Below are 557 nucleotides of genomic sequence, written 5' to 3'. Positions count from 1 at the left end.
CGAGATCACCGCAGCAGCCCTCGTCCTGCTCCACCTTCAACGAGGAACCGCCAAATCAGCCTGGTGAGAACACCTCTCTGCCTACATGCGAGAAGGGCTCGCAGGGGAAGCGAAGGGTTGCTCAATGAAGCGCATGGATCAATACGTGACCGCAAGGGTGCGGAGAATCTCGATGGTGGCCGCCGCTGCCATCGTCCTCGCAGTCGGAGCTCCGCTTAGCGCGGGTGCGGCCGAGCCGTCACCGGCTCCGGCTCCGGCGGTCGCCCAAGAGGATGGAAGCTTCGTCCAGCAGCAGGAAGCAACCGTCACGACGGATGCGGGGGCAAAGGCCATCTGTACGGCCTACGGAAAGGTGGACTACGCCCACATCTCCTCGACGTCTGGCAACCTGGCCGTGCAGTCTCACGGCGGTTGGATCAACGGCAACTGTAGTGCAACGCACGCCGCAATCACGGTCGGCGTCATGAAGAAGAACGTCGTGGGGGACTGCCCCGGATTCGGTTGACTCCTGACCTGTGAGGACTGTGGTCCTTGCTGGAAGGATGTTCATCGTGCCT

At 62.3% G+C, this 557-nt stretch carries 1 protein-coding gene; it reads left to right on the top strand.

The features are described 5' to 3' along the window. Window positions 1-124: 124 nt before the first annotated feature. On the top strand, window positions 125-505 hold the full coding sequence (locus tag H9641_RS19815) for a hypothetical protein (RefSeq protein ID WP_191806124.1): 381 nt from the start codon (window positions 125-127) through the stop codon (window positions 503-505). The last annotated feature ends 52 nt before the right edge of the window (window positions 506-557 follow it).

Source organism: Oerskovia merdavium (assembly GCF_014836755.1).
Classification (GTDB): Bacteria; Actinomycetota; Actinomycetes; order Actinomycetales; family Cellulomonadaceae; genus Oerskovia; species Oerskovia merdavium.
Note: the sequence above shows the minus strand (reverse complement) of the source record. Positions and strands in the feature narration are given on the sequence as shown.